At 58.4% G+C, this 21896-nt stretch carries 19 protein-coding genes and 2 pseudogenes; 12 read left to right on the forward strand and 9 right to left on the reverse strand.

Going from position 1 to position 21896, the window contains the following annotated elements:
- Window positions 1-17 precede the first annotated feature (17 nt).
- Window positions 18-1457, forward strand: coding sequence for a sulfatase family protein (locus GA0061100_RS22210; protein ID WP_075855112.1), 1440 nt, complete (start codon window positions 18-20; stop codon window positions 1455-1457).
- Between the two features lie 136 nt (window positions 1458-1593).
- Here GA0061100_RS22210 and GA0061100_RS22215 read toward each other — a convergent pair whose 3' ends face one another.
- Complete coding sequence (locus tag GA0061100_RS22215; protein ID WP_075854921.1) at window positions 1594-2862, reverse strand: D-tagatose-bisphosphate aldolase, class II, non-catalytic subunit; 1269 nt, start codon at window positions 2860-2862, stop codon at window positions 1594-1596.
- Window positions 2859-3848 carry a tagatose kinase gene (locus GA0061100_RS22220; RefSeq protein ID WP_075854922.1) on the reverse strand — a complete coding sequence of 330 codons (990 nt, stop codon included), beginning with the start codon at window positions 3846-3848 and terminating at the stop codon, window positions 2859-2861. Before GA0061100_RS22220 ends, GA0061100_RS22215 begins: the two co-directional genes overlap by 4 nt.
- A 284-nt stretch (window positions 3849-4132) precedes the next feature.
- Here GA0061100_RS22220 and GA0061100_RS22225 point away from each other — a divergent pair, with 284 nt between their 5' ends.
- The 7 genes from GA0061100_RS22225 to GA0061100_RS22255 all read left to right on the forward strand — a co-directional run bounded on the left by GA0061100_RS22225 (window position 4133) and on the right by GA0061100_RS22255 (window position 11419).
- The gene (locus tag GA0061100_RS22225) at window positions 4133-5446 is read left to right on the forward strand and encodes an ABC transporter substrate-binding protein (RefSeq protein WP_075854923.1); all 1314 of its coding nucleotides are present in this window, start codon (window positions 4133-4135) and stop codon (window positions 5444-5446) included.
- Between the two features lie 152 nt (window positions 5447-5598).
- On the forward strand, window positions 5599-6507 hold the full coding sequence (locus tag GA0061100_RS22230) for a carbohydrate ABC transporter permease (protein ID WP_075854924.1): 909 nt from the start codon (window positions 5599-5601) through the stop codon (window positions 6505-6507).
- 12 nt (window positions 6508-6519) lie between these two features.
- Window positions 6520-7353: a carbohydrate ABC transporter permease gene (locus tag GA0061100_RS22235; protein WP_075854925.1), complete on the forward strand. Its 834-nt coding sequence runs from the start codon at window positions 6520-6522 to the stop codon at window positions 7351-7353.
- A gap of 9 nt (window positions 7354-7362) precedes the next feature.
- Window positions 7363-8475 (forward strand): ABC transporter ATP-binding protein, encoded by a 1113-nt coding sequence (locus tag GA0061100_RS22240; RefSeq protein WP_075854926.1) that lies wholly within the window; start codon window positions 7363-7365, stop codon window positions 8473-8475.
- 27 nt (window positions 8476-8502) lie between these two features.
- Window positions 8503-9273, forward strand: coding sequence for an L-iditol 2-dehydrogenase (locus GA0061100_RS22245; RefSeq protein ID WP_075854927.1), 771 nt, complete (start codon window positions 8503-8505; stop codon window positions 9271-9273).
- 10 nt (window positions 9274-9283) lie between these two features.
- A complete protein-coding gene (locus tag GA0061100_RS22250) occupies window positions 9284-10288 on the forward strand; it encodes a zinc-dependent alcohol dehydrogenase family protein (RefSeq protein ID WP_075854928.1) in 1005 nt (334 codons plus the stop codon).
- A gap of 108 nt (window positions 10289-10396) precedes the next feature.
- The gene (locus tag GA0061100_RS22255) at window positions 10397-11419 is read left to right on the forward strand and encodes a LacI family DNA-binding transcriptional regulator (RefSeq protein ID WP_075855113.1); all 1023 of its coding nucleotides are present in this window, start codon (window positions 10397-10399) and stop codon (window positions 11417-11419) included.
- A gap of 43 nt (window positions 11420-11462) precedes the next feature.
- On the opposite strand, the gene GA0061100_RS22260 is transcribed toward GA0061100_RS22255, so the two are convergent.
- The 4 genes from GA0061100_RS22260 to GA0061100_RS22275 all read right to left on the reverse strand — a co-directional run bounded on the left by GA0061100_RS22260 (window position 11463) and on the right by GA0061100_RS22275 (window position 14181).
- Window positions 11463-12362 (reverse strand): NADP-dependent oxidoreductase, encoded by a 900-nt coding sequence (locus GA0061100_RS22260; RefSeq protein WP_075854929.1) that lies wholly within the window; start codon window positions 12360-12362, stop codon window positions 11463-11465.
- Between the two features lie 149 nt (window positions 12363-12511).
- Entirely contained in the window at window positions 12512-12934 is a 423-nt protein-coding gene (locus GA0061100_RS22265; protein WP_075854930.1) for a DoxX family protein, read from the reverse strand.
- Between the two features lie 30 nt (window positions 12935-12964).
- Window positions 12965-13336 carry a glutathione S-transferase N-terminal domain-containing protein gene (locus GA0061100_RS22270; protein ID WP_075854931.1) on the reverse strand — a complete coding sequence of 124 codons (372 nt, stop codon included), beginning with the start codon at window positions 13334-13336 and terminating at the stop codon, window positions 12965-12967.
- Window positions 13333-14181, reverse strand: coding sequence for a DODA-type extradiol aromatic ring-opening family dioxygenase (locus GA0061100_RS22275; RefSeq protein WP_143525503.1), 849 nt, complete (start codon window positions 14179-14181; stop codon window positions 13333-13335). The genes GA0061100_RS22270 and GA0061100_RS22275 overlap by 4 nt, the downstream gene beginning before the upstream one ends.
- Window positions 14182-14333: 152 nt before the next feature.
- Here GA0061100_RS22275 and GA0061100_RS22280 point away from each other — a divergent pair, with 152 nt between their 5' ends.
- The 3 genes and pseudogenes from GA0061100_RS22280 to GA0061100_RS22290 form a co-directional block, all read left to right on the forward strand.
- Window positions 14334-15257 carry a LysR family transcriptional regulator gene (locus GA0061100_RS22280; protein ID WP_075854933.1) on the forward strand — a complete coding sequence of 308 codons (924 nt, stop codon included), beginning with the start codon at window positions 14334-14336 and terminating at the stop codon, window positions 15255-15257.
- Between the two features lie 254 nt (window positions 15258-15511).
- Window positions 15512-16126, forward strand: a complete 615-nt coding sequence (locus tag GA0061100_RS22285) for an outer membrane protein (RefSeq protein ID WP_075854934.1) — start codon at window positions 15512-15514, stop codon at window positions 16124-16126.
- Between the two features lie 96 nt (window positions 16127-16222).
- A pseudogene (locus GA0061100_RS22290) lies at window positions 16223-16747 on the forward strand (IS1595 family transposase); the annotation flags it as partial.
- Between the two features lie 90 nt (window positions 16748-16837).
- On the opposite strand, the pseudogene GA0061100_RS22295 reads toward GA0061100_RS22290, so the two are convergent.
- From GA0061100_RS22295 to GA0061100_RS22305, 3 genes and pseudogenes are all read right to left on the reverse strand, one after another.
- A pseudogene (locus tag GA0061100_RS22295) lies at window positions 16838-17322 on the reverse strand (recombinase family protein); the annotation flags it as partial.
- A gap of 10 nt (window positions 17323-17332) precedes the next feature.
- The gene (locus GA0061100_RS22300; protein WP_075854935.1) at window positions 17333-17710 is read right to left on the reverse strand and encodes a lysozyme inhibitor LprI family protein; all 378 of its coding nucleotides are present in this window, start codon (window positions 17708-17710) and stop codon (window positions 17333-17335) included.
- Window positions 17711-18371: 661 nt separating this feature from the next.
- Complete coding sequence (locus GA0061100_RS22305; protein ID WP_075855114.1) at window positions 18372-19391, reverse strand: LacI family DNA-binding transcriptional regulator; 1020 nt, start codon at window positions 19389-19391, stop codon at window positions 18372-18374.
- Between the two features lie 140 nt (window positions 19392-19531).
- On the opposite strand from GA0061100_RS22305, the gene GA0061100_RS22310 reads away from it, so the two are divergent.
- Window positions 19532-21865, forward strand: coding sequence for an alpha-L-rhamnosidase (locus GA0061100_RS22310; protein ID WP_083961421.1), 2334 nt, complete (start codon window positions 19532-19534; stop codon window positions 21863-21865).
- The last annotated feature ends 31 nt before the right edge of the window (window positions 21866-21896 follow it).

A 21896-nucleotide genomic window follows, 5' to 3' on the forward strand; every position in this document is an offset into this window, starting at 1 on the left:
CTTGAATGGAGGTTGACGTGCCAGAGGCAAAAAAGAGGCCCAACATCGTCTTCGTCATTACCGACCAGCAGCGTTTCGATACGATCGCGGCCGCCGGTTTCGACTACATGATCACGCCGAATCTTGATCGCCTGGTTCGGGAAGGCACATGTTTCAGCCATATGTACGTGACGTCCCCTTCCTGCGCGCCCTCGCGGGCAAGCCTCTTCACGGGTCTCTATCCGCACACCAATGGCGTCTTCCGCAATGATGAGCGCTGGACCCATAGCTGGGTTCGCCGCCTCGCCGAGGCCGGCTATCGCTGCATCAATGTCGGCAAGATGCATACCTCGCCCTTCGAGGATTCCTTCGGTTTTCACGAAAGGCACGTCGTCGAAAACAAGGATAGGGCGACCGAGCGCCTGCCCTTCTATCTCGACAATTGGGACAAGGCTTTCTGGAGCCGGGGCATCGAAAAGCCAAGCCGCATCACATACCGGCGGCTCGAAGATTATCGCGAACGACTGGGCGCCTTCGTCTGGGATCTGCCGGAAGATCTGCATTCGGACAATTTCGTTCCGGAATTCGCTGCCATGTGGCTCGATCGCTACCAGGGTCGCGAACCATTCTTCCTGCAGATCGGTATCCCCGGCCCACACCCGCCCTATGATCCGACACAGGACTACATCGACAAATACAGGGATCGCGATCTGCCTGAAGCGATCCGCGACCAGGCGGCGATGGACGGACAGCCCTCGGCGCTGAAGAAGCTCAGAGAACAGCATCTCAGCGTCGATCATGATGCCGTCGTGCATCTTGAAAATCCGACGCCGGAGCAATTGCGGCGCCAACGTGAGCACTACTTCGCCAACGTCTCGATGATCGACACGCAGATCGGCAAGCTCGTGGAGGCGCTCGAGCGCCGCGGCGTTCTCGATGATACCATCATCATCTTCACCTCGGACCATGGCGATTGCCTCAACGACCATGGGCATAGCCAGAAATGGACGATGTACGAGCCGAGCGTGCGCGTGCCGGCGATCGTCTGGTCGCCGGGCCGTGTCGAGCGCGGCAGGATCGTCGACGACCTCGTCTCGCTCTTCGATTTCGGGCCGACGATCCTGGAGATGGCGGGAGTTGAAGTGCCAAAATGGATGGAGGCACGCTCCCTTGTTCCCTACCTCGCCGGCACCAAGATCACACCGCGCGAATTCGTCTTTTCCGAACATGCGGGCGACCGCATCCTGAGCGGCACGGAATTCATGACGATGATCCGCGACAGGCAGTTCAAGCTGGTCCACTTCGTCGAGAGCGACGAAGGGCAACTTTTCGATCTGTCTGCCGATCCAGATGAGATCAACGATCTATGGAGCGACCCGGGTTATCAGGACGTCAAACGCCGCCTGATTGACGAAATCCTGAAATGGCGCATCCGCAGCGACTTGAAGACACAAGGTTGGACGGAGGCGATCATATGAGCGGGAATGGCCCGCGGATATGGGTGCACGACATGCTCGATCCGTCCATTAGCCCGTGAATGGCAAGGGCCTCGATATTGCGAGGCTCTTCGTGCTTTGGAACGGAATTGCGGTGCGAGAACCGTTTCCGGATCGCTCAACCGGCTTGCCTGCATGCACGTCCGTATGTTTCGAGGACATCGCCGACGAACGTTTTGGCGATCCTGCTTACACTGTCCTTCGCGCCGATCCTATCTGCCATCCGCCCGAGGAACTGGCTTGCCAGCGTCGGCGGGATTTCGCGCCCATGAAGTGTATCGGTGAGCTTTTGAACAGCTCCAACAGCCTCTGGATAACCCCAGTAATAGCGGATTCTGTCACTGTAGCTGTAGCGGAGCTGAAGCCGGATAGCCTCGTCGCTGCCGTGGTAATGCCCTGCCCAGTCGCCTGTATGCTTCAGCATGAGGCGCTCCATGGTGACGGCAAGGTTGCGGTCATAGTCCGGGTCAAGTTCCGTTGCGATCAAGTCGAGCGCGAAGAGGCCTTCTCGCAGCGCGAACGTCAATCCAGGCCCAACCTTCAGAATTGGAAATCCATCGCGCACCAGTGCAGCCAGTGCGCCTTCCGACTGGTAGTCGGTCGAATGTGCTTCGAAAACCAGGTCGACTTCATCATCGAGCACCCCGGTAAGTTTCTTTGCAAGCTCAGCCCTGTAGCCGACCACGTTTTCACTGCCGAACTCCACCCCCGGCTGGACGACGAAAGCAATGCATCTGTCAAATGCGTCCGACAGCCCCTCTCTTGCGAAAATCTCGCGATGAGTCTCGATGGTGGCCCGCGCGGCTTCAGCCCCGGTCGGCTCGACGACATCGAGCGCGTGGTCCGCACCTCCCGGGACTGGAACTTCCGTCCCCAGCACATAGAGCGGCTTGGCGCCTACGTCCCGCGCAGCCTGCTCGGCGACTTTGGCAAGCCTTGCCGCCCTTTGGGCCACGATCGCATCGTCAAGGGCGGATGGGTCATCGACGCATGCCATAGATGCGTCGAGATGGATTTTAGTGAAGCCTGCTTTCACATATTCGGCGACCATGACCTCCGCTTTGGCCATTGCCGCCGAGGCGGCCTCCCGCCGCCAGGGATTTGGCCCGAGATGGTCGCCCCCGAGGATCAGATTGGAGGTTTCGACCCCATTGGTTTTAGCGAGCGCGAGAACATCTCCAACAAAGTCCGCCGGCGTTTTTCCGGTGTAGCCGCCGAACTGGTTAACCTGATTGCAGGTCGCCTCTATCAGGACGGGGCCGCCCTCGCGTTGAGCCAGCGACATCGTCGCTTCAAGCACGAGCGGGTGCGCCGAGCACACCGACGTAATTCCGACCGGCTTGCCGGCGCGGCGAGCGCCTGCAAGGCTTTTGAGGAAAAGGTTCATGCTGCCCTCCGCGGATTTGTGGAAAGGAAAAAATCAAGTTGTACGGTGTCGGGCAGACCGGTCATAGGCCCCCGCCGGGTCACGTTATAAGCTCCGGCCGCGGCCGCCCTTTCCAGGGAGACCTCCGGGCCAAGGCCCTGCCGGCGCGACGTCAAATAGGTCGCGCCAAAGGCATCTCCTGCACCGGTTGGATCGACTTCGTCAACTTCGAACCCATGGAAATCGTATCTCGCACCGGAGGCCCCGAAGAAGGTCGCGCCCTGCCTGCCGCGCTTCAACACAATTTCGCCGACACCACGAGCCTTTAATACCTTGACGGCCTCGGCCTCCCCGTCCGTTCCCGCGGCCACGAAGAGTTCTTCGCCGGATGGCAGCAGAAGATCGGCATTCTGGATCATGGTTTCGAACTGGCTCCGGAAATTTCCCGAACCGAGGAGCTCCTTGCGGACATTCGGATCGAATGACACCGATCCGCCGCGCGAACGAACCGAACGGATGGCGGCATCGATGACTCCAGCGGCTCCCGGAATTGCAAATGCGGATCCCATCACATGCACATGTCCGGCCTTCGCAATCAAGGTTTCTGCTGGGGGTGTGAGGCTTATCGCGCCCGCTGCCGAGTGCATGATGTTGAATATGAAGTCTCTCGTTCCGTCGTCACGATAGCGGACAAACGCGCTCCCGGTCGGCCGATCAGGCGAGATGGATATGGCCGACGTGTCCACGCCATCCTGCCTGAGACGCTCTATATTCACAGCGCCGAAATCGTCGGCTCCTACCGTTGCAATGATGCCGGCCGCACCGCCGAGGCGCGCGACCTGATCGATGAATATCGCGGGTGCGCCACTCGGAAACGGACCGATGAGCGTCTGAGGCTCCTTGAATCCGAACCCCGTGGTGCTCGCCATGATCTCGACGAGTATCTCGCCGACCGTGATCGTCGGGCCGAGGCTTTCCGGAGCTATGCGGCCATTATGAGCAATCATGCGTTCGTCCTCCCTGCTGCCTTGATCGGTAGTTCTTCCAAAGGCTCGCGTCAATAATAACTTTACGCATGAAAATTTTTATTGGCGCGTATATTTTCATCGCAAATGAACGCCTCAGAATGTGAGTAGAAATAATATTGTTAATTTTCAATTATATAGCTGAAAACCGTCAGATCGCATCACCTCTTGTCAATAAATTTTGATTGACATAGATCACATACTAAATAATTAAATATTTACGCACGTAAGTTTGTGCGCTAACGCTCGTAAGGAGGAGCGAGACGATGAAGAGGATTCTTGCTGTAATGCTGTCTTCGGCCGCCGGCTGCTCACTGGCTGCAGGTTTGGCTCAGGCTGAGGAATTGACCATCGCCACCGTCAACAACGGCGATATGATCATCATGCAAAAGCTTTCCCCCGAATGGGAAAAAGAGACGGGCAACAAGCTCAACTGGGTCGTTCTCGAAGAAAACGTGCTCCGCCAGAAGCTGACCACGGACATCGCGACGAAGGGCGGCCAATACGACATCATGACCATCGGCGGCTATGAAGCGCCGATCTGGGGCAAGAAGGGCTGGCTTCAGCCGATCGACGATCTCGGCGACGACTACGACTACGGCGACCTGCTGGCGCCGATCAAATCCGGCCTGACCGTCGACGGCAAGCTCTACGCCGTGCCGTTCTACACCGAAAGCTCGTTTACCCTCTACCGCAAGGACCTGTTCGACGCTGCGGGCCTCAAGATGCCCGACCAGCCGACTTACGATCAGATCAAGGAATTTGCGGACAAGCTCACCGACAAGTCCAAGGAGCAATACGGCCTTTGCCTGCGCGGCAAGCCGGGTTGGGGTGAGAACATGGCTTTCCTCGGAACCATGATCAACACCTATGGCGGCCGCTGGTTCGACATGGACTGGAAACCGCAGATCAACTCCCAGCCGTGGAAGAAGGCGATCACCGACTACGTCGACCTCATGAAGAAGGACGGCCCTCCCGGCGTGACGTCAAACGGCTTCAACGAGAACCAGGCCCTGTTCTCGACCGGTCACTGCGCCATGTGGATCGACGCAACCTCGGCAGCCGGCCGCGTTTACGACCCGAAGCAGAGCCAGGTGGCCGACAAGATCGCCTTCACGCGCGCTCCGGTCAATGTGACCCCGAACGGATCGAGCTGGTCGTGGTCGTGGAACCTCGCAATTCCAACCTCTTCCACGAAGGAGGAGGCTGCCAAGTCCTTCATCAAGTGGGCCACCTCCAAGCAATATGTGAAGATGGTCGGCGAGAAGGAGGGCTGGGTTGCCGTCCCGCCCGGCACCCGCAAATCAACCTATGACCTGCCCGAGTACCAGAAGGCCGCTCCTTTTGCCGGAACCGTGCTGAAGGCCATCCTTTCCGCTGATCCGGCACATCCGACCAAGGATCCGGTTCCCTACACCGGTGTCCAGTTCGTCGCGATCCCGGAATTCCAGGGGATTGGAACGATCGTCGGTCAGCAGATCGCGTCGGCGCTTGCAGGCCAGCAAACGGTTGATGCCGCCCTCGACAATGCCCAGAAGCAGGTCGAACGCGAGATGAAAAAAGCCGGCTACCCCAAGTGAGGTAACCGCTTCGCCCGCGGTGTCGCGACCGCGGGCTTCCTCCCGGAGGGTTCCGGCAGCGCCCGCTGCCGGAACTCCGGTTCGCTTCCCTTCCCAATCGCTCCGTCCGATCGCCGCCATCAGGCGGCCGAGGCTCTGCGAAGAGGTTTTCGATGACAACGATTTCGCGTGAATTCATCCGGCGGACACAGAAGCGCTCCAGCCGCTCGATCAGGACTGGTCCGCTTCTTGCGCCTGCAGTCAGCCTTCTCCTGGCCTGGATGATCGTTCCGCTCGCCCTGACGCTCTGGTTCTCGATGCAGTATTACAATCTGCTTGATCCATTGAGCGCAGGTTTCGCCGGTCTCGACAACTATTCCTATCTGCTGACCGACGACGGTCTTATGGCGGCGATCTTCAGGACCCTCGTCATTCTTTTCGCCGTCCTTGCCCTATCCATCGGCTTCGGAGTGGTGTTCGCGCTGCTCTTCGATGTCGAGTTCGCCGGTCGCGGGGTTGCGCGGCTGTTGATCATCGCCCCGTTCTTCGTCATGCCGACGGTTACTGCGTTGATCTGGAAGAACCTCCTGATGCACCCGGTCAATGGGCTCTTTGCCTATCTTGCCAAGCTCGTCGGCCTGACTCCGATCGACTGGTTCGTGCAGATCCCGATGACCTCCATCATCATCATCGTTGCCTGGCAGTGGATACCGTTCGCGACCCTTATCCTGATGACCGCCATGCAGTCGCTCGACCGCGAGCAGATGGAAGCCGCGCGCCTCGATGGCTCCAAGGGATGGTCAACCTTCAAACATATCATCCTGCCGCATCTTCTTCGACCGATCTCCGTCGTCGTCATGATCGAGACCATTTTTCTACTTGCGGTATTCGCGGAAATCCAGGTCACGACGACGGGCGGACCAGGCACGGCGACCACGACGCTCACCTACTTCATCTATAACAAGGCCCTTCTCCAGTGGGACGTCGGAGCTGCATCGGCTGGAGGCGTTTTCGCGATCATCCTTGCAAATGTCGTCGCGGCATTCCTGATCCGCACCGTCGCCCGCAATCTGGACAATTGAGGAGAGACGAGAATGGCAACGCGAAACAACCTCATGCATTCTCAGAAGCTCTGGTGCGGAATCGGCGGATGGACTGCAGCGCTGCTGATGTTCTTTCCGATCCTCTGGATGCTCATGGCATCGTTCAAAACGGAGATTGACGCGGTAGCAACCCCTCCGAAGATTTTCTTTGCGCCGACGCTGGAAAACTTCGTCGATGTCAACGCCCGGGCCAACTACGTCCAATATGCATTGAACAGCGTCGTTGAGAGTATCGGCTCGACCATCCTATGCCTCGCAATAGGCATTCCTGCTGCCTATGCGGCTGCTTTCTTTCCGGGCAAGAGAACCAAGGATCTCCTGATGTGGATGCTCTCGACGAAGATGCTTCCCGCCGTCGGGGTATTGGTTCCCATCTATCTATTGTGTCGCGACAGCGGACTTCTGGATACGCGAACAGCTATCGTTATCGTCTTTACGTTGTCGAACCTCCCGATCGTGGTCTGGATGCTCTACTCCTTCTTCAAGGATGTTCCCCACGAAATCCTCGAAGCCAGTCGCATGGATGGTGCCAGCACCTTCGAGCAGATCTGGTACCTGCTCCTTCCCCTGACGCTTCCAGGGATCGCATCCACTGCACTTCTCTCTACGATTTTGTGCTGGAACGAAGCCTTCTGGAGCCTGAACCTCACCGCTTCCAAGGCAGGTCCGCTCACTGCGTTCATCGCATCCTTTTCTTCGCCCGAGGGACTTTTCTGGGCGAAACTCTCGGCGGCTTCGACGCTCGCCATCACACCCATCCTCGTCTTCGGCTGGATGACACAGCGCCAGCTCGTGCGCGGTCTGACCTTCGGCGCCGTCAAATAGGAAACGCATATGGCTACTCTCAGTCTCAAGGAAGTGAAAAAGACCTTTGGCGCGGTCAACGTCATCAAGGGTGTCGATCTCGATATCAGCGATCGGGAATTCGTGGTGTTTGTCGGTCCGTCGGGCTGCGGGAAATCGACGCTGCTGCGCATGATAGCCGGGCTTGAGGATATCAGCAGCGGCGACCTGATCATCGACGGGGATCATGCCAACGACATTCCGCCTGACCAACGTGGCCTGGCAATGGTGTTCCAGACCTATGCGCTTTATCCCCACATGTCAGTCAAGGACAATATGGGGTTCGCGCTGAAGCTTGCCGGCGTCTCGCAAGGCGAACGGGATACCAAGATCAACGAGGTCGCAGGCCTCTTGCAGCTCGGGCATCTGCTGGATCGCAAGCCGAAGCAACTCTCCGGCGGGCAACGCCAGCGCGTCGCTATCGGGCGCGCGATGGTTCGTTCGCCGCGCATCTTCCTGTTCGATGAACCGCTTTCCAACCTGGACGCCGCCCTGCGCGTGCAGATGCGCATAGAGTTGGCACGTCTCCACGACCAGCTTGGTGCAACGATGATCTACGTCACCCACGATCAGGTCGAGGCCATGACACTTGCCGACAAGATCGTGGTTCTGCGCGATGGCCGCATCGAGCAGGTGGGCGCGCCCATGGAGCTCTACCATAACCCGGTGAACCAGTTCGTCGCGAGCTTCATTGGCTCGCCAGCCATGAATTTCCTTCCCGTCACGGTATCTGGCGCCAGTGCATCCGGCATCTCGGTGTTATTGCCGGGTGGCGCAGATTTGGAGGTCCCAACTTCCGGCGCCATCAGCTCCGGCGCAACAATGACGCTCGGCATCAGACCGGAGCATCTCCGCATCGCTAGCGAGGGGTTTATCTCAGGAGAGATCATGGTCGTCGAACGGCTTGGCGGCCATACCTATGTCTATGTGCAGATCGCCCCCGGACGATTGCTCATCGTAGAGACGGATGGAGCCGACAGCCATCGCCTGCATGAGACAGTCTCTCTGACATTCAATGCGTCAGACAGTCATCTTTTCAATGAAAACGGCATCGCGCTGCACAGGTTCGAAGCCAACCGTAGCATCACCAACGTTGCGCATTAGGCGCAACCTCTGTCAGCGAGGACTATCATGAAACTGAAAGACAAGATCGCACTCATCACCGGCGGCGCGCGTGGCATCGGGCTTGGTTTTGCCGAAGCCTTCATCAAGGAAGGCGCGAAAGTCATCATCGTCGATGTCAATATCGACCGGGCTTCCGAAGCGGCCAGAGAGCTTGGGCCGAATGCAACGGCAATGAAACTCGATGTCACCGATCTCTCGGCCATCGACGCTGTCGTCAAGGAGATCGACCAGGCCTATGGCGGCATCGATATTCTGGTGAACAACGCCGCCATCTTCGACATGGCTCCGATCAACGAGATCACCGAAGCCAGCTATGAGAAGGTGTTTTCGATCAATCTGAAGGGTCCCCTCTTCATGATGAAGGCCGTTTCCAACGTCATGATTGCCCGCGGTCGCGGCGGCAAGATCATCAACATGGCAAGCCAGGCCGGCCGTCGTGGGGAAGCACTCGTGCTGCTCTATTGCGCGTCCAAGGCAGCCATCATTTCGGCAACGCAATCGGCGGCTCTGGGCTTGGTGAAGTACGGGATCAACGTAAACGCCATCGCGCCCGGCGTGGTCGATGGCGAGCACTGGGATATCGTCGATGCCCATTTCGCCAAATGGGAAGGCCTGAAGCCGGGCGAGAAGAAGGCTGCCGTTGCCAAGTCCGTTCCGATTGGAAGGTTCGCAACGCCTGACGATATCAAGGGCCTCGCAGTCTTCCTGGCGTCTTCGGACAGCGATTACATTCTCGCGCAGACCTACAATGTCGATGGCGGCAACTGGATGAGCTGAGTGATCTCAAATGAAAGCGATATGTTTCACTGAAAAGGGCGTTTCAGGGCTGGCCGATATGCCGTTACCCGCGCTGGCGCCAGGCCATGCCCTCATCCGCGTGAAGGCCGCAGGCCTCTGCCATACGGATATCGACGTACTGCATGGCCGCTATGGCGAGGGGCGCTTCCCCCTCGTTCCCGGCCATGAATATACCGGTTTGGTCGAGGCGGTCGCTGAAGACGTGACCGGTTTGCGGCCGGGCGCAAGGGTCGCCGTCGATCCCAACCTGCCTTGTGGCACCTGCAATCTGTGCCGCAAGGGACTGACAAATCTTTGCAAGGAGCTGAAGGCCTATGGCGTCACCCAAGATGGTGGCTTTGCCGAATACAGCATCGTCAGGGTGTCGCACCTGCACGATATCGGCGATCTTTCATACGATGTCGCGGCTTTGGCCGAGCCGCTCGCCTGTGTTCTCAACGGACTTGGCAATATCGGCCTGACGACCGGGATACGGCGGGCGGAAAGCGCTCTGGTATTCGGCGGCGGCCCGATCGGGCTGCTGCTTGCCCTCTCGATCAGGGCGCAGGGCGTCAGCGTCGTCGTTGCCGATATCGATGAAAGCCGCCTGAGCTTTGCCCGGGAGCTGGGATTGGATGCCATGCATCCCGCATCCCCGGAACTCCAGGGCCGTAAACGATCTTTCGATCTTGTTGCCGATGCGACGGGTGTTCCGGCCGTTGTCGAGAGCATGCCGGAATTTGCACAGGACGGCGGTGCGATCCTGGTGTTCGGCGTCTGCGCTCCTGGTGTCCGAGTCCCGATATCCCCCTTCGACATCTTCCGGCGTCAGTTGACGATTGCAGGCTCGCACTCGTTGAATCAGAATCTGCCTGCCGCCCTTGATTTGCTTCGTAAGGACAAGGGTACAATGGTCCGCCTGATCTCGCATCGGCTTCCGCTCAAGGAGGTACTGCCCTTCTTCACCCAAAAAGGCGGCGCGCCCACGATGAAGGTGCAATTTGTCGCGGAATAATCTCGGTTCCTCCCACCGGGAGGAACTCTCTTTTCCCTCGAGAAAGAGTCGGATAGAGACTTTTCTATAGAGTCTGGAGACAAAGTCGTGCCGAAACCGATCAAGACAATGGAGGATTTCTCGGAGTTCGTCGGCCTTTCTCGCCCCACGGTGTCCAAATACTTCAACGATCCGAGTTCAGTCCGAAAGAAAACGCGCGAGACTATCGAAGTTGCGCTCAAGAAATCAGGATTCCGGCCAAACCTCTTTGCCGTCAACCTCAATCGGCGCCGGACGAATATCGTCGGGATCGTTATTCCAAATTCGATCGACCAGTTTTACATGGCGCTCACCCGAAGGATTGAAGCGCTGGCGACGGAAGCGGGGTTTTTCCCGCTTGTCTTGTCGACGGATGGGCAGTCCGACCTTGAGGACAGGGCGATCCGCACCCTCAAATCGTTGAACGTGGCCGGCGCGATCATCGCGCCGCTCGGGGTGGAATCCCACCAGCAAACCCTGGCGGAATACGGCAGAAGCGTTCCGCTCGTTTATGTGGATTCACCGTTGGATGACACTTCCGCTTTTGTCGGTACCGATAACCAGCAAAGCTTTGGGCTGATCGTCGATTATCTATGCCGGTCGGGTGAGCCACCGAGCTATCTCGGGATGCCCGACGTGAACACGAACGCCCGTACGCGCGAAGCTGCATATGTCAACGCAATGACGCGGTTCGGTTTGACACCACGGATCCTGCCTTCGGCAAAAATCCGTACTTGGGATTTCGAAAGATTCGGCTTCGACGAGATGATGCGGCTCACCGACCTGAAACGATTGCCGACGAAAACCATTCTTTGCGCAAACGACCGAATTGCGTTTGGCGCGATCGCGGCTGCCTACAAGATGGGTCTTAAAGTTGGACATGGCGCGACGTCCGACATCCGCATTGCCGGACATGACGATCATCCCCTGTCGAGATACGCGTGTCCGCCGATCACGACGGTCGCGCAGAATGTCAGCGAAATCGGCAGGCGGGCTGTTGACATGCTTCTCAGCATGCTCGGCGACAACGATGAGAACGAAGATAAAATCGATGCAACCTCGACTGCGCGATTTCTATTATCCGCCGACCTCATGCTGCGGGAATCGGCCTAGTATCCGAGCTCCGGATAAACCGGAGCGACGAGGTTCATTACATTCAATGCCTTAATACGACTTTGCCTTGGGCACCGGCAGCGATCACGCTGTGCGCCGCACCGATCTCCCTCAGCTCGAATGAATGCGATACGGGTATGACGAGCAAACCCTGGGCCGCAGCATCGAGTACCGCATCGAGGGTGGAAGCATCCGTTTGATGGTAGAGCTCGTGGATGGTGACGCGATTGTTCTTGGCGCTATCAGGCACCGGAACGATGCTCGCGACTTGCCCATTGTCAACAACATGTCCGATCAGGTTTCCGGCCACGGGAGCGGCAGCGCTGATGGCATATCGAAAGGTAGGCTTCTGTGCCGCAACCGTGATATCCAACGCCTCCCCGGTAAGTTGACGGGCTTCATCCAGTCGCTCCGGCCGAACACCCGCCACCGGTTCGGCGCCGAGCTGCTTCATATATTGGATTGCCGCCCGGCCGACGGAGCCCAAGCCGCCCGAGATCAATACGCGATCGCCCGCGCCAATCCCGAGGGCCTCCACTGTCTGGCGTCCGGTCAGACCGGCCTTTACCAATGCGGCCCCTTCCTCAAAACTCAGTGCGGCCGGCAGCTTGGCAACCGAAGTGGCGGGCACGACACCAAACTCGGCATGGGCGCCTTTGCCATTTGCCGGGAAATCGGCAACGACCCGGTCGCCAATCACAAAACCTGTAACGCCTTCGCCAATTTCCGATATCGTGCCGGCGGCATCTCCACCCAGTACTGCCGGCAGCGAAAGCGGTATGTATTGCGCCATGAAACCCTGACGCAAGATGAGATCGAATGGATTGACCGCGGATACTTCGATCTTGATCAGTACCTCGCCTGTACCCGGCTTCGGCGTCGGAATATCCCCGATCTCGAATTGATCCGTATCACCGTAGGATTTGAGAAGCGCAGCCTTCATCAGTCGTCTCCAAAGGTTTTCTGTTGATGTCACACGATTCAGCCCTGCTGTGGGACTGAGGCCCACTCCCGTTGGCAGCCACGGCTGCGCCGGCTGTTAGGTTCAACCCAAGCGACGCGCTCTCGTCGCAGGACGAGAGCGCGTTTGCCTTACGCGCGTTCAGTCAGCGATATCTGCTTCGAAGACGGACGCAGAACATTATCCAAGGCCCAGCTGCCGGCGCCGGCAAAGGCGATGAAGAGGAAGATGAAGCAGAACATGATCGCTGCCTCACCCATGTTGAGTGCCGGCCAGAAACCTTGCGGGGCATGCGCCATCCAGTAAGCGGCTGCCATTTCGCCGGAGGCGATGAAGGCGGCGATGCGCGTGAAGAGGCCAACGGTTATCAACAATCCGGTGACGATCTCGATTGCGCCGGCGGCAAGCATGATGGCCGGCAGCGGGTAGGTTACGCCCGGAATTGCTGCCGGGAACTGGAAGAACTTCATGGTCGCATGTTCGAGGAAAAGCAATGCGGTCACGATCCGCATGATCGCAAGAACGTGAGGTGTCCATTTCGTGGTATTCAACATGATATTTCTCCTGAATGGCCGCCGAGATCATCAAGCGGCAGTGGCTTTGAGTTCGAAATTTTCCTTCCAGAGCGCCATCATTGGCTTGAGTGCGCCTTCGACATAACTGGTGAGCACAGGCATGTCGGCCGGATCGCGACCTGCTCTGGCGGCAAGAAGCGCGATGATGGCGTCGGATTCGGTCAGATAACGACCCGGCTCGAGCTGGGCGGCGGGAAAACTTACGGTGTCGAGCTTTTTGGCAAGCTCGGCACGTATGTCATCCTCCTGCTGCGATCCCGGCTCGAATTCGTGAATTGCAACCGCGTCCATCAAGCCGGCCTCCAGCAAGAACAGCTTCACTTTGAGACAGAACGGGCAACTCCTTCTGACGTAGATAGCCGGCTTCGTTGGCTCGCTCATTTCGCGTCCCCACCGACTGTTGCCGGCACAGGTGCGTCGCCGAAGCGGAAGCTGGATGCAGTGAGCCCACCGGCGAAGTCAGTCTGATGGTAGGTGACGGCGCCGGGCTCGTCTCGTGCCGCACCAACGGCCACCATCAGCGGAATGAGATGATCCTCGCGCGGATGTGCTGCCCGGGCTGACGGGGCCTGCTCCCATTCCAGCAAGAGCTTTGCGCGATCGTAGGGAGATGAATGGATCAGCGTCTGCTGGAGCCAGGCATCGAACTGGCGGGATGGTTCGTAGCCCTCCTTCCCGCGCATCGCCGGAAGATTGTGGTAGCTGAGACCGCTTCCGATAATCAGCACGCCCTCGTCGCGCAGCGGCGCGAGCGCGCGCCCGACCTCGAGATGCAATGCCGGATCGTAGCCGGCATCCAGAGACAGCTGAACGACCGGAATGCTTTCTTCCGGATAAAGCGGCTTCAGAATGCTGAAGGTCCCGTGGTCGAAGCCGCGGGTCGGATCGAGCCCCGCCTCGATCCCGCGCGCATGCAGCAGAGCCTGTACCCGCTTGGCAAGCTCGGGTTCGCCCGGAGCGCCATATTTGATATGATAGAGATACTCCGGAAAACCATGATAGTCGTAGACCATTCCGGGATGGGCGCCCGACGATATGGAAAAACCCCGTTCCTCCCAATGGCCGGAGACAACCAGGATCGCGCGGACCGTATTTCCCAGTTCCGCACGCATCTCGATCAGAGACTGTTCGAGCTTGTCGAAATTATTGCGGAATTCGCCGCTCATGTAAGGCCAGGGGCCGCCGCCGTGACTGATGAAGAAGGTCGGAAGACGATGCTTGTTCACATGTTTCATCCTTGTAGCGGGGCACTCACCATCAAACTCGAGACCGGAATGGATGATGAGCTAGGCCCGTGTGATCTGGCCAAACTAACTTTTCTCATTTATTGATCAATGCTGCTTACATTGAAGAAACATTTCCTATGAGTTGATGATCCATGGATACGTTGACGAGCTTGCGGGTCTTTTGCGCGGTGGCGGAATTTAAGAGCTTCACGGCCGCTGCGGATCGGCTTGGCCTCTCACCGGCAATGGCAAGCAAACACGTCATGCACCTTGAAAACCGGCTGGGAACCAGGCTGCTGAACCGAACCAGCCGGCATGTCAGCATGACGGAAAGCGGCCTGCTCTATTTCAATCAGGCCCGGCAGATGCTCGATGGACTGGACGAGGTGGAGGCGGCCGTCAGCAACGTAACCGTCATGCCGCGTGGAACCTTGCGGCTCAGTGCTCCGGTATGGGCAGCGAATGCGCTCATCGCCCGGGTGATTGCCGAATACCACCAGCGCTATCCCGACGTGCGTTTCGACATGGATCTCAGCGGCCGGATCGTCAATCTTGTTGATGAGGGCTTCGACCTCGCCCTGCGGGCAACCTCCCCCGAGCGGCTCGATCCCAATCTCATCGCCCGACCGTTGATGCGCGTCGCTTTTCATCTCGTCGGATCACCGGCCTATCTGTCACGCACAGGCCGTCCGAGGGAGTTGGCTGATCTCAATGGTCACTCGCTGCTTGCCTATAGCGGCATGAATGCGAACGGCAGCATAGCCGTCGCCGGGCAGGACGGCACCCAGACCGTGAACTTCCGTCCCGTCATGCAAAGCGAAAACGAGATCATGCTGCATCTGGCAGCACTTGAGGGCATGGGGCTGGTTTTCCTGCCGATGTGGATGACGCAAAGCGATATCTCCGATGGCCGATTGGAGATGGTGCTGCCGAAAGCCGTGACATTCGACGCCACATTGCATGCGGTCTATCCCAGCAGGAAATACCTTTCTGCGAAGGTTCGAACCTTCATCGACTTCCTCGCTTCGCGGCCAAATCTGTGCTTGGAGGCGGCCGAAGACCCGCGGACCGCATAAGCCCATTTTGGTTGGACGTTTCCTACGAAATCCTGCGGCTTTGGACGCGGCCCACGCGCAGCATCGCTTTCAGATCCCGCAACCGGCTGATCTTGTGCTTCCTGACACTCTCGCGGTGCTTTTTGCCGCTGCAACAAAACTGAACATGAAAGCACACACAGCAATCTTGCAGACGGCATAGTCACCCTATGAGCCGGGCCGATGCGACACGCGAACGCCTTTCCGTTGGTGCAAACACATGAGGCACTGCCATTATGCATATCAAGCTTTTCGTCGTCGGCGCCCTGGCGTCATTCCTGGCCGTCCCGGCTCTCGCCGCCGATCTCACCTACGAGCATTCCGCGCCGGTCGCCGAACAGGGGTCTTCAGCCTATGACTGGTCCGGCTTCTATCTCGGTGGACAGGGCGGTTATGTCTGGAACAAGGGGACCGTTCTGGGCGCCGACCGCAATCTCGACAACGGCACGGCCGGCGTTCATGCCGGATATAATTTCCAATCCGGCAATATCGTTTATGGCATCGAAAACGACTTCAACTACAATTTCAAGGACAAGAAGGAAGCAGATCTCGAATGGGACGCGTCGGGCCGCGCTCGCGTCGGTTACGCCCTGGACCGGACGCTGCTCTTCGCGACAGCCGGTGTCGCTGCTGCCGGCGGCAAGGTTGACGTTTCTGGCGTCGGGAAAAAGGACGATATTCTGATCGGCTGGACGGCCGGCGGCGGCATCGAGCACGCCCTCACGGATAATGTGATCGTTCGCGGCGAATACCGTTATTCCGACTTCGGAAACAAGGATTTCGGATCGGCGATCGGGGACTTCGGCGCCACTCAGAACAAGGTTCTTGTTGGCGCAAGCTATAAGTTCTGAAAGAACGAACAGGGCCTTTATCAACCAAAGACAGTAAATTCCTTTTAATATAGGATATTCGGTGCGATTCTTCGGTCCACTCCGGAGGTGACGATTATGTCTGAAATGATAGTGGCAACGCTTTCCAATCTTCGAACAGCTGAAGACATGATTGCTGCATTCCGAGACGAAGAGCATTGCTGTCGTTTGCTGGAGGGCATGGTGTGGCCGAATGGTAGGATCTGCCCGGCCTGTGGTTACAAACACTCGATCGCGATAGCTGGCCGGGACGTACGCAAGCACCGTGCGCGTCCGGGTCTCTATCAATGCTCCAGCAGTGATTGCCGTTTCCAGTTCACGGTGACAACGCACACATCTCTGCATGCCACGAAACTTCCCTTGCGCACATGGCTTAAGGCGATGTGGCTGTTGCTGCAATTGGACAAAGGCTTGTCCTCGATCCGTCTCGCCGAGACACTCGGGGTGAGCCAACCGACCGCCTGGCGGATCGGTCATGCGCTGCGCCTCATGGTAGCGCGCGAGCACATGCTCGATGGCACGGTGGAAGTTGACCATTTCTATCTTGGTGGAAGGCCAAGAAAGCAGCCTGATGGGCCGCCACCGGGGCGAGGCCGCAAGGGCAGGCAAAAACGGAAAAGACGCCGAAGCCACGACGGCGGCATCAATATCAAATCCGCCGTGGCTGTCTTTGGTTGATAAAGGCCGCGTACGCTAAGCTGGGGCAGGCCGTGAGCTCTCGTCTCGGACCCGCATAACAGTTTGTCGACTGGTCGCGAATTTCCTGGCATACCCGCTGATGCCCTTCGCGAGATCATTGCGCACATCCTGTTTCTGTTCTTGGCTGAGTTTCGACGGCCGGCCGAGCGTCCTACCTTCTGATTTTGCGCGCCTGAGGCCGGATTGGCTTCGCTCGATCAGTAAATCTCGCTCGAACTGAGCTACCGCATTAAGCACCTGCATGGTCATCGTGCCGGACGAGCTGGTGAGATCGGCGCCGCCGAGCGCCAGACGGTAGACCCTGACGCCCATTTCGGCGAGAGCCTTGACGGTTGTGCTGACATCGATGGCGTCACGGCCGAGCCGATCGAGCTTGGTCACGATCAAAATATCCTCGGACTCAGCCTGTCCATGAGCCGGGAAAAGCCGAGGCGTTGTGCGATGGCGGTGCCGCCCGAAACCGTCTCGGTGATGATCCGGCTGTCGCGATCACGGTTTACAGGACAGATCGCCGCCTGGGCACTTGAGCTGCTCGGTCAGATCGCGGGTCCGCTGCTCGGTGAGTGCGGTCGCGCACTCGCCGAGCAGCATCGACATGATCGTGCCCTCTCGGCCGAGGCGATCCGGATCGCTTCCAGTTTCCAGGTTGCATTCGAGGTCACGAAATTTGAGCCATGCCTCTTGCGCAAGCTTCAGATTGCGCTTGCCAAGTGGTTCGAGCCTGGCGTCGAGAGCTGCATAGGCCTGATCCAGGGCGCTTTCCGCAGTCTTCAGCTTATCGGCGGCGCAGAGGGTCTTAGCTGTCTGATCCGACGCCTCGGCGCAAAGAGCAGAGACAGCGGCAAAGCTTTGGGGACAAGGCAACATGCCTGCTGCAACGATTAGCGCCCATAGGTATAGGGCCTGTGATGTGCGGCGACCTGGACGTGCCCAACGGTGCGGGCGACTGCGAGGTCTCGAGATATGGCGTGCCATTGCATCGATATCGCTCTGAAATGACGAGAGCTCCAATATCAGCTTCTCCTGTTGTTTGCGGTCCGCAAGAAGCTGCCGGCCAAGAGCAATGCAGCGGAGGGATCGCCGATATCTGCCGATCTATAATCATTAGTGTAGGCAACACGGGATGACAATAAGGAGCCGAAAAAACGATGTAGAAGAAAATTGACATGTTTGGCTCGGGGACGTGATTGGTCCACTCGGCATTCGTCCTTCGATATCGTTCCGGGGTCAGGCCGGCAAATGCGCCGAAGCCACGACGGCAGCATCAATATCAAATCCTCCGTGGCTGCCTTTGGTTGATAAAGGCCAGGAACAGTAAGCGGTGCCGGCCAAGACCGTCAGACAAACCGGCAATTGGACTCAAGAGAAAATCTTCGGCTCGATTGCCGGTACGGCATGTTGCCGGTCTGCCTTTGCAAACATCACCTAGCCATCCAGTCGGAACAAAAATCCGGCTGTGCCCGCGCTGAAACAAGAGAGCCGGACGCGCCCAGAGCCCGCCTCTCTGCCTTTTCGTCCGGATCACGCGTCAGGTACTGCCGCGCAATTCCACGTGGGGTTCGATCAACAGATGCCTCGCGTCACGCCGGCCGTCAATCCTGCTGAGCAGAACTTCCGCAGCCGTCCGCCCAAGCTGCATCTGATTCTGATCGACGCTCGTCAGACCGACAAGCGGTATGGCGGCCATCGGAGAATTGTCATAGCCGATGATGGCAAGATCTTCAGGCACCCGAATTGCACGTGTCCGCGCTGCATTGATCAAGGGTACGGCATCGAGATCGGACCACACGAAAACCGCACGAGGACGGTCCTTCGCATCGAGAAAATTCCGGATCGCCTGCTGGCGGTCGACGGCAACAGGTGGTAGCCGGATAATACGCCCCTTGAGCCCGGCCTGCTTCATGGCGTCGAGGTAGCCCTCCTCGCGCTGCACGGCGACGATAGTCGCCGGCGAATCCAAGAGATCGTAGCTGAGCATGGCGATATCCTGATAGCCAGCGCGCAGGGCCGCCTCGACGGCCAGATATCCACCCCGTCGATCGTCCGAATTGACGGTGTCATAGGTCTCGGCATGCGGCTCGTGATGCGCGATGACGACAATCGGAATCTGCCGAGCATAGCGCTCCAAAACCTTGCCGGATATGCGCGGGGCAATGATGACGACGCCATCCATCCGGTTGTCGATCATCGATTCGATCATTGACGCTTCGATCGAGCTTGCCGAGCGGCCAATGCCGATCAATGCCTTGAAGCCATTTTCCGACAGCGCGGCATTGGCCTCTTCAATGACGCCCGGAAGGAACGGATTCGACAGCTCGATCACCAGAACGCCAACCGTCTGCGTCCGCCCACGCATCGCACGCGCGGCAACCGATGGACGGTAATTGAGTTTTTCGATCGAGGCTTCCACCTTGCCTCTCAGGCTGCCGCTGACGCCATAAGCATTGCGCAAGACCTTCGACACCGCCGCTACGGATACGCCCGCATCTTCTGCCACATGCCGGATGGTCACCCTCTCCTGCGCCACGTTAACAGTCTGATTTTTCATCATAAAGCGTCTCAATCCCCGATCTCGCCAAATTATAGGCACAAAACTCTTGCGCTGCAATCGATTGTGTAGAATGATATACATAGAACGATACACAAAATCGTATCCCGCCGGAGGACAGGCGGCTGAGGAGGCATGCAATGACAATTCGCTCAGACCACGGCGCCGCCGTGGCCAAGACCCATGTCGATTCCGCATTCCAATTTGCTGCATCGATGATCGCGCCCGCTTGCGATGCCGGTCAGGGAACCGCGGGAACATTCGTCTCCCGGCAATTCACGCTGGAAAAATTGCCAACCGAAGCGACGCTGCGCATTTCCGCGCTGGGGCTCTATCGCGCCTTCATCAACGGCAGGCGCGTGGGCGACGATCTGCTCACGCCGGGCTGGACTTGTTATGACGATCGGATCGCATACCAGACCTATGACGTTACCGCGCATCTGCGCACTGGAGAGAACCGCATCGAGATCTGGCTCGGGGACGGATGGTACCGCAGTCAGCTGATGTGGGCGCTTAACCCGGTTTTCAATTGCTGGGGCGAACGGGTGGCGGCGATTGCGGAGCTGAATGCCGACGACCGGCTGCTCTTGAAGACCGACGACAGCTGGAAGAGCGGTTTCACGCCAGTCAGTCGCAACGGCATTTATTATGGAGAGGATTACGACGCCCGCGTTGCGCCGCGCGACAGCCATGGCGTCGAGCTTTTGGCCTTTAACAGGGGATTGCTCGTTCCGCACGAGACGAACCCCGTCAAGGAACTCCCCGAGCACACACCGATCGACAGCTGGATCGAGGATGGCGGCAGCAGCGTCTATGATTTTGGCCAGAATGCCGGCGCCTATGTCCGCATCCGTGTCAGAGGTGAGAAAGGTGCCAAGCTTCGCATCGAACATTCCGAAGTGCTCGGCCCCGAGCGATTTTTCGACAATCGCAACTATCGCAGCGCACGCGCCGAGCTGATCTATACGCTCGCCGGAGAAGGAGAAGAGGTCTACGCGCCGCTCTTCACCTTCATGGGCTTCCGCTATGCGCGCGTCAGCATCACCGGCCAGGCGGAACTGGTCAGCATTGCCATGGTCCCGATATCGTCCGTTCCCGTGGTCGCCGGCGGTTTCAACTGCGGCGTCGCCGCAGTCAATCGCCTGGTCGAAAACACCATCTGGTCTCAGCGCTCCAATTTCATCGAGGTGCCGACAGACTGCCCGCAGCGCGATGAACGACTGGGCTGGACCGGTGATGCACAGGTCTTCGCCGGGACGGCCTGCTGGCTGGCGGACAGCCAATCCTTCCTCAGGAAATTCCTCCGCGATGTCATGCACGACCAACGCGCCGATGGAGCAGTCTCGCATTTCTCGCCGGACCCGACACGCCTTCATCCGATCGACGGTCGTGGCGACTGGGCGGGCTCGACCGGCTGGGGAGATGCCATCGTCATCATCCCCTGGCAGCTTTACCTCCATTATGGCGACGCCGCCGTGCTCAGAGAATGCTTCCCGGCTATGCTGCGCTGGCTCGACTATTTGTGGAGCATTTCGAACGGGCCGATTATCCGCCCGCCAGCCGTCTGGGGAGCGCCCGGCTTTACTTTCGGCGATTGGCTGCAGCCCGTTGGTGACAATCGCAAGCCACGCCCGACAGTGGCTGATGACTGCGCGGCAACCCTCTATCATTTCATTTCGACGCAGCTGGCAGCAAAGATCGCCCGCATTCTCGGCGAAGATCGGGAGGCTGAACGTCTGGAAATCCGGAAAGAGGAGATCCGGGACGCCTTCAAGACCGAGTTCTTTACGCCATCCGGCCGCATCGCCCACAATGATCAGACATCATGGGCGCTGGCCTTCCTATATGGCCTTGTTCCGCCGGAGCATGAGAAGGCCGCCCGCGCCTATTTCCGGCGCGTGTCCGAAGAAACCGACGGCGTCATTGGCACGGGTTTCATAGGGACCCCCGCGCTGCTTCCGGCTTTCACGCGGCTCGGAATGCATGACCTTGCCGAAAAGATGTTTCTCAATCGCAAGGTTCCAGGCTGGCTATACCAGGTTGATCAAGGCGCGACGTCGATATGGGAGCGATGGGATGCGCTTGCTGAAGACGGCACGATCTACGATCCTGACATGAACAGCTACAATCACTATGCCTATGGCGCCGTATGCCAATGGCTTTTCGAGGATGTCGCCGGGATCAAGCCGCTGGAGGAAGCTCCGGGCTTCGAAGAAATCTCATTCGATCCGACCATCCTGTCGGCATTGTCGCCGGTTTCAGCCTGGCATGACACACGGTTCGGACGCATCGAGACAGGCTGGACGGTGAATGGAGAAACCGTCACATGCCGTCTGTCGCTGCCGGAAGGCATAACGGCCCGCCTGGAGGCAAGACAGGATCGACAGTCGCTGAGGGTGGATGGCGCCGAGATCGAACCAGGCAGGGAACTCAAACTGGGTAAGGGGGAACACACGATCACCTTTGCCATCTGATACGAAGGCTTGCGGCCCCTTATCCCGCAAG

This window comes from Martinezella hainanensis, assembly GCF_900094555.1.
In the GTDB taxonomy this organism is placed as follows: domain Bacteria; phylum Pseudomonadota; class Alphaproteobacteria; order Rhizobiales; family Rhizobiaceae; genus Rhizobium; species Rhizobium hainanense.